This window comes from Dolichospermum sp. LEGE 00246, assembly GCF_015207865.1.
Classification (GTDB): Bacteria; Cyanobacteriota; Cyanobacteriia; order Cyanobacteriales; family Nostocaceae; genus Dolichospermum; species Dolichospermum heterosporum.
This window is the reverse complement of the sequence record NZ_JADEWA010000263.1, coordinates 1-7622: the sequence shown is the minus strand read 5'-3', so window position 1 is coordinate 7622 and position 7622 is coordinate 1. Positions and strand designations below refer to the sequence as shown.

Annotated in this window: 6 protein-coding genes; 5 read left to right on the top strand and 1 reads right to left on the bottom strand. The window is 40.7% G+C overall.

Features of this window, described 5'->3' with window-relative positions:
* The first annotated feature begins 80 nt into the window (after positions 1-80).
* From IQ228_RS16655 to drmB, 5 genes are all read left to right on the top strand, one after another.
* On the top strand, positions 81-956 hold the full coding sequence (locus IQ228_RS16655) for a DUF4351 domain-containing protein (RefSeq protein WP_027403935.1): 876 nt from the start codon (positions 81-83) through the stop codon (positions 954-956).
* Positions 957-1457: 501 nt separating this feature from the next.
* Positions 1458-1871 carry an IS200/IS605 family transposase gene (gene tnpA / locus IQ228_RS16650; protein ID WP_027403934.1) on the top strand — a complete coding sequence of 138 codons (414 nt, stop codon included), beginning with the start codon at positions 1458-1460 and terminating at the stop codon, positions 1869-1871.
* 91 nt (positions 1872-1962) lie between these two features.
* Positions 1963-5451 carry a DISARM system helicase DrmA gene (gene drmA / locus IQ228_RS16645; RefSeq protein WP_193963602.1) on the top strand — a complete coding sequence of 1163 codons (3489 nt, stop codon included), beginning with the start codon at positions 1963-1965 and terminating at the stop codon, positions 5449-5451.
* Positions 5448-5741 (top strand): hypothetical protein, encoded by a 294-nt coding sequence (locus IQ228_RS26705; RefSeq protein ID WP_228043917.1) that lies wholly within the window; start codon positions 5448-5450, stop codon positions 5739-5741. The genes drmA and IQ228_RS26705 overlap by 4 nt, the downstream gene beginning before the upstream one ends.
* The gene (gene drmB / locus IQ228_RS16640; protein WP_370566902.1) at positions 5708-7321 is read left to right on the top strand and encodes a DrmB family protein; all 1614 of its coding nucleotides are present in this window, start codon (positions 5708-5710) and stop codon (positions 7319-7321) included. The genes IQ228_RS26705 and drmB overlap by 34 nt, the downstream gene beginning before the upstream one ends.
* A 210-nt stretch (positions 7322-7531) precedes the next feature.
* On the opposite strand, the gene IQ228_RS16635 is transcribed toward drmB, so the two are convergent.
* Positions 7532-7622, bottom strand: a 91-nt coding sequence (locus IQ228_RS16635; protein WP_193963600.1) for a fructosamine kinase family protein, incomplete at its 5' end; no start/stop codon positions are given.

Sequence of the window (7622 nt, the reverse complement as noted above, 5' to 3'; positions counted from 1 at the left end):
TCAATTAACAATCCTGTAAATCCTCAAATCCTATAAATCTTGATATAGCTACGCTATCAGACAATTAATCATCAATAAAAATGACCAGATTCATACATGACCAATTTTCTAAAGACTATTTAGAAGAACTTCTGAAAAACTATGGAGAAGTACAAGCACCTAGTCGAGTTGCAGCAGAAATCAAAGAAATAGATGTTTATTTTTCACCATACCCCCAAGTAGATCCTAATTTGCAACTATTAGGACTATTAGGTAAAATGGCATCAAAGCCAGCAATATTTGAACCCTATCGCAACCCAGTTACAGCAGATGAAATCCTAGATTGTATAGTAAAATTAGTAGAAGTTAAATCCCTATTAAAAAGAGAAGCAAAACGAAATAACACCAAAATCTCAGAAAACGAAATTCCGAAATTATGGATACTTACCCCTACCGCATCTGCTAACCTTTTATCAGGCTTTTATGCTACATTAAAAAATGACTCTTTAGCGGGAATATACTACTTAGGTGACTCTTTTCGTACAGCCATAGTAGTAATTCATCAATTACCACGTATAGAAGAAACCCTATGGATTAGAATGTTAGGAAGAGGAACAGTTCAAAAAGAAGCTATTGACGAACTTATAGCATTACCTGCAAATCATCCTTTCAGGAGAATCACGCTAGAATTATTTTACAATCTGCAAACGCATTTGACAAAAAATAATCAAGATCCGGAAGATAGAGAGGTAATTATGAGACTAGCACCATTGTATCAACAAGAAAGAGATTTAGCAATTTGGCAAAAAGAATCAGCATTAATTATCCGCTTGCTAAATAAACGATTTGGAGAAATTCAACCTGGGTTAATTGAACGGATTCAAAAATTACCAATTGAGAAAATAGAATCTTTGGGAGAAGCATTATTAGATTTTAGCAAGGTTGATGATTTAGAAAATTGGTTAAAAGAAAATTAGCTAACTAAAAAATACAACATGATTGATATTACCTTTCCACCAATCGTCTTCCGTCTTCAGTCCGCCGAGGGTTATAAACCCCCGTCTAATAGCGAAAGTCCTCTAAAAGAGGACTAAAAAAAATCAACGTAATTAATATTACTCTTTCCACCAATCGTCTTCAGACGATTTTAGCTTTTAGACAGAGGTTTTTAACCTCTGGCTACTGGCTACCGGCTACTCTAACTATTTGGATATCTCCGGCTATTTGGATATCTCTGAATATCTCTGAATATTTCTCTATTTATATGAATACCTGTGGTTATAGGTAGTACATTTATACTTTTGCGTGAGATCATAAAAATGTTGGGTTTCTTTGCGTCAACCAAACCGACAAATAACCAAAGCAAAATATTAATTTTTAATAAGGGACATTAATTAATATCTTAAAAAAGATAAAATCATTTTTTCCACCAATCTGGGCAACCTGTAAATGTAGCTAAATATTAATCATCTAAAAATATGTCTTTGTGGCAACTTTATTATCATATTGTTTGGGGAACAAAAGAACGTCAACCTCTAATTATGCCCCATAACGAACCTGATCTTTATAATTACATAATTGGTAAATCAGATGCCCTTCATTGTATAATTCATGCAATAGGTGGTATAGAAGACCACATTCATGTAGTTGTATCTATTCCGCCGACAATGGCAATTGCAGATTTTGTAAAAAACATTAAAGGAAGTAGTTCCTACTATTCAAACCACACCTCTACTAATACATCAAATAAATTTGCTTGGCAAGAAGGATATGGTGTATTTTCTCTAGGTAGCAAGCAACTTGAACAAGCTGTTAATTATGTCAAAAATCAAAAACATCATCATTTACAAGGAACAACTAATCATCATTTAGAAAAAATAGAAATAGTCTAGTATTTTCGCTGATTTTCCCGTAAAATAACTGCAAATATCCTAATTAATTAAACAAAAACAGAAAAAGTAACAACACGGAGATAATAATATTTTGACAGTAAAATCTATACCAATAACCTCCGCCCAAGTGCGATCGCATCTTATTGATGCCTTACAACTTGACCTCATCGGACCCACACCCGATGATATTGTCCACGCTGAAGAAACTTTAGATCAAGCACCATCCAAATGGTATCTAACAGGCTTCCTAGTCCCCTATGGTGCGCCTATGGAACAGCGCGAAGATGATACGGTTGATGATGATTTAGACGTAGTTCAAGGCGGTGGTGCAGGTGAAGATGAAAATATTCCAGACAAACCATTCGCTAAGAAAGCTTTTTTCCCTTCCTCAATGGGTTTAAGTTTACTGGTTGCGGAAAATGCCAGTCAACTTAATGTGACAGTACAGTGGGGTGATTATTTTCCGTTAAAAGATCATACCGTTGGACAATCTGCAAATAATGTTGGTGAAGCAGAAATTCTCTCACCCTCAGAAATAGAAACGATACCCACATCAGAAGCACCAAATCACAGTGTATCGGGGAACTGGAAGCGGATTCCCCGTCAAGCCCAAATAACTATTCCTCTAAAATTACCACTTCATCAAAGCCAATCCCCAAAAACTATTCCCATACCAGATCACCACGGCTTACAAATCGTCGTCTCTATTCGTCCTGTAACATCCAAGGAACTTGTTCCTGGGGGGACTCGTTCTGTTTCCGTATTTCTGGTCAATAATCGCCTTCCCACCTCAGATAAAGAGCGTGATGTTACCTATACTTTTCAAACCAGTTTAATCATCAATACCCCAGAACCGTTAGTACCTCGTCCTAATTTACGCGGACGAGATCATCAGGATTGGGATGAAAACGTTGCTGATTTACAATATCGTGATGATTATGAATATGCTGTAGGTCATAACGTTTCTGCGATCGCTCTCACAAATCCTGATGGTAGTTGTCAAGAAGTCCGTACCGCTTGGATACCAACCGCTGATGTAGAAAAGGTCATAGCTGCTGACGTAGAAAACGTTGAGTTGGGAATGGAAGCCCTAGCCGCCGCACCCACACCAGAAGCATTGCAAAATATGCTGAGTCCAATGGTAGGTGCTTACATTGATTGGATCAAAGAACAACGGGCAAAATGTCCCACCGAACCCAAACGGCAAAATGTCGCCCTAGATTTACTGCAACGTGGGGAAAATACAGCTAAACGCATCGCATCAGGTATCAAAGCATTAGGTAATCCCCAAGTATTTGCCTCCTTCTGTATTGCCAATCGCGCCATTGCTACAGCAATGCGCCAACGTGCTACTCACGGTAAAAATACTTCTCCCGAAAGGGAAACAGCCCCAAAATGGCGACCCTTTCAACTAGCGTTTTTACTAATAAACTTGCCAGGAATAGCCTACCCCGAAAATAGCGATCGCCAATTAGTTGATTTACTATTTTTCCCCACCGGTGGCGGTAAAACCGAAGCCTACTTAGGACTGGCTGCCTTTACCCTAGTTCTGCGACGACTGCGTTATCCCGGTATCAAATCCGCCGGTTTAAGCGTCCTCATGCGCTATACCCTGCGGCTGTTGACTCTCGACCAACTCGGAAGGGCGGCAACAATGATTTGCGCCTTAGAATTGGAACGCCAGAAAAACCCCCAGCAGTTAGGAACTTGGCCGTTTGAAATAGGACTGTGGGTAGGACAAAGCGCAACACCCAACCGCATGGGCAAAAAAGGAGATAATGACGAAAACACTGCTAGAAAGCGGACTCTTGATTTCCAAAAAAATAACGGTAGCCCATCACCTATCCCTTTAGAAAGTTGTCCTTGGTGCGGGACAAAATTCAACCTTTACTCATTCCAATTAAAACCAAAACCCGAACAACCAAAAAATTTACAAATAGGTTGCGCCAATCGTCGCTGTAATTTCCAAGGTGATCATCCTTTACCAATAGTCGCCGTAGATGAATCAATATATCGCCGCTTACCTTGTTTTATTATCTCCACAGTTGATAAATTTGCCAGTCTGCCCTGGGTAGGAGAAACAGGTGCATTATTTGGACGAGTAGACCGCTACGACAATGATGGCTTTTACGGACCCACTCAAATAGGCTGTGGTAAACCCCTGGGCGGCTATTTACCACCACCAGATTTAATTATCCAAGACGAATTACATTTAATTTCTGGACCCTTGGGAACAATGGTAGGACTATACGAAACTGCCATTGATGCCTTGTGTAGCCAAGAAATAGACGGCAAAAAAATTCGTCCGAAAATAGTTGCTTCCACTGCCACAGTCCGCCGCGCCAGCAAGCAAATTCAAGCATTATTTGGTCGCAGTGAAGTTGATATATTTCCACCACCAGGACCCGATAAACGCAATTCCTTCTTTGCGAAAACTGTCCCCGCCACAGTCAAAAACGCCCGCACCTATGTAGGAATTGCGGCTCAAGGACGCAGTTTAAAAGTAGTATTATTGCGTACATACTTAGCCTTACTAGGTGCAGCTCAAAAACATTGGCTAGAACAAGGAGGAAAGAAAAATTCCCACAACCCAGCAGATCCTTACATGACACTGTTAGGTTACTTTAATTCCCTACGTGAACTCGGTGGCAGTCGGCGGATTGTGGAAGACGAAGTAAATTCTGGACTAGTGCGTTACAGCCAGCGCAAGCGAGTAGATGAAATATCCGGGATATTTGCTGGTCGTAAAATTGATGACGAACCAGAAGAATTAACTTCCCGTGTTAATACTAGCGATGTTGCCGATACTAAGCGGCGAATGGAATCAACCTTTGATCTAGAGGAAAAAGTTGATGTTGTTTTAGCAACAAACATGATTTCCGTAGGTTTGGATATTACCCGCTTGGGTTTAATGGTAGTTCTCGGTCAACCCAAGACAGCAGCCGAATATATCCAAGCTACCAGCCGCGTAGGACGGGCAGAGGAAAAACCAGGGTTAGTAGTCACTTTACTGAACATTCATCGTCCCCGCGATCGCTCTCATTATGAACGATTCGGTGCTTGGCATTCAACATTTTATCGAGCGGTAGAGGCAACTAGCGTAACTCCTTTTTCCCCTCGCGCTATTGATAGAGGTCTTGCAGCCATTACCGTAGCTTTAGCACGTCTCGGACACCCAAAAATGACAGCACCACGCCATGCTTTTGATATTACTCAACATCGTCAAGATTTAGATTTTGTCGTTGATACCATAGCCCAGCGCGCAAAAATGCACGATAAAGAGCTTGATGTAATTGAAGCCGAAGCACTAAGTCAGAAGGTGAAAAACCAAGTTAAAGACTTGCTTGATTTGTGGGAACGTATCGCCAATAGCAGTAGCAAAATTAGCCTTCAATATCAACGGGAAGTAGGCGAAGCACCTGCACTAATATTTGACCCTCTCGACCCAGAATTAAACAACCAACCCCTAGAAGTACAAAAGAAATTCAAAGCCCAGCGAAGTTTGCGCGATGTTGAACCAACAGTTAATCTGTGGGTAATTAATCCTTATGGAAATGAGGTAGAGGAGGCAGGAAAATGAATAAATCTAGCAGAAAAAAATCACCACCAGGACAAGTTCGCCAAAGTCAAATTCTCTCTACCTTTGGACCTGGGGCAATGGTAGATTTACCGAAACATTCTGTGTTAATTGGTGGGTTAAATCATTGGCGTGGCGACAGAAAACTCATCTTTGAAGACCGTCTAGCGGCTAGGGTTGCCGAAATTTTAAAAGTCGCTCACATCAAACTCTATGCGCCACCAGTTGATGAACAAGACCCAAAGCCGCCCGCACGGGGATTAATGTTTTTACTTTTCCCACTTGGTTTTTAGCCCAAGTCAGGGAAACTTGGTACGACAATAAAACCCAAAAAACCTACCGCACTCGCCCTTTGATACCTTGGGGTAATTTGGTCAGTGGTAAGTATCTTAATTCTGAGAAAAAATCAATCCCCGTTGTCCCCGTTCGCTTTGTCCAAGCCTGTGTGAAAGGACATATCAGCGATATTAATTGGTATCGTTTTGTACATAATGACTCTGATAATAAATGTCGAGGTCAGCTATGGTTGGATGAAGGTGGTTCTGGTAACGACTTTGCGGAAATTTATGTTCGCTGCGAAGGCTGTAAAAATAAACGTCGTCCCCTTGCTAATGCTACAGTCCGCAATGGTAAAGTTTTAGGTGAATGTCAGGGACACCGCCCTTGGCTTGGTGATTTTGCCCAAGAACTGAGTTGTATTCGTGAATCCACCAAGCTACCAGAATACAATCGCTTATTAGTGAGGTCTGCTAGTAATGCTTATTTTTCCCAAGTTCTCAGCGTGATCTCTCTCCCTGATTCTGACGCACCTTTGCAAAACGCAGTAAATTCAGTCTATGAAAACTTTCTTCATTGTCTTGAAAGTATTGATGAGTTGAAAATGTACCGCAAAAATCCCAAAGTCTCCACAGCTTTAGAAGGATTTACCAATGAAGCCGTCTGGGAAGAAGTGCAACGAAAACAAAGACGACAAGAAAAACCACATAAAAGTATTAAGCAAGTAGAAATTGAGACACTACTTTCTAGTGCCGTCGAAATTGGGGAAGATGTACCAGAAGGTGATTTTTACGCCAGGTCACGTAGTTTAGATAATTTACAACCTACCTTTTCTGCCTGTATTGAACGAATTGTTTTAGTACATCGGTTACGGGAAGTAATTGCTCAGGTGGGTTTTACTCGCTTTGAGGCGGAAATGCCAGATATTGACGGCGAACTTGATATCAGCGTCAGGCGTGCTGCATTGGATATTGAACCTACTTGGGTGCCGGCAATTGAGAATAGAGGCGAAGGTGTATTTATTGCTTTCCGCAAGGAAGCTATTGAAAATTGGTTAAAGCGAGAAGCTGTCAAAAAACGGGGGCGAGAATTATCAAGAGGATTTGATATTTGGTGTGCGCGTAAAGGTATAGACCAGGAAAAGGAAAAAGTTAAGTTTCCCGGACTACCATATATTATGCTGCATTCATTATCACACTTATTAATTATGGCAGTATCACTAGAATGCGGTTATGCGTCCAGTTCTATCCACGAGCGCATTTATGCTAGTGAAGCTGGTTATGGAATTCTTTTATACACTGGCGCAACTGGGTCAGAAGGTACTTTAGGCGGACTGGTAGAAGTTGGCAAACACATTGAATACCATTTGGAAATAGCATTAGAGCAAGGAAGATTATGCTCCAATGATCCGGTTTGCGCCCAGCATAAACCAGATAATGAGCAAGAGGAGCGTTTTTTACATGGTGCTGCTTGTCATGGCTGTTTACTGATTGCGGAAACATCTTGCGAACGGCGTAATGAATTTCTTGACAGGGCATTGGTAGTTGCCACTGTTGAAGGAACAGGAGCAGAATTCTTTGAGGATAAAGGAGGATGAAGAGTTTTCTTAACCTCAGTCGTCCAGCCCTGGTTAATTTAGCAACGGCTTTGGTGGCGATCGCTCTTCTACTTCCTAACAGCTAATTTAGCAATTTCAGAAAGTGGAGAAAATGGACTAAAAAAGTTTTTCTCGGAGCGACACAAAGTAATACGAAAATTGCCAATCACTCAAAATCATTTCCATCAAATTAATCAAATTAATCATAGTTCAGACCTTTAAAATTTTTTCAATCATCCGATTAGCTTGGGAACTATAACTACCACCAAACAAATTAAAATGATTTAAAACATGATACAGA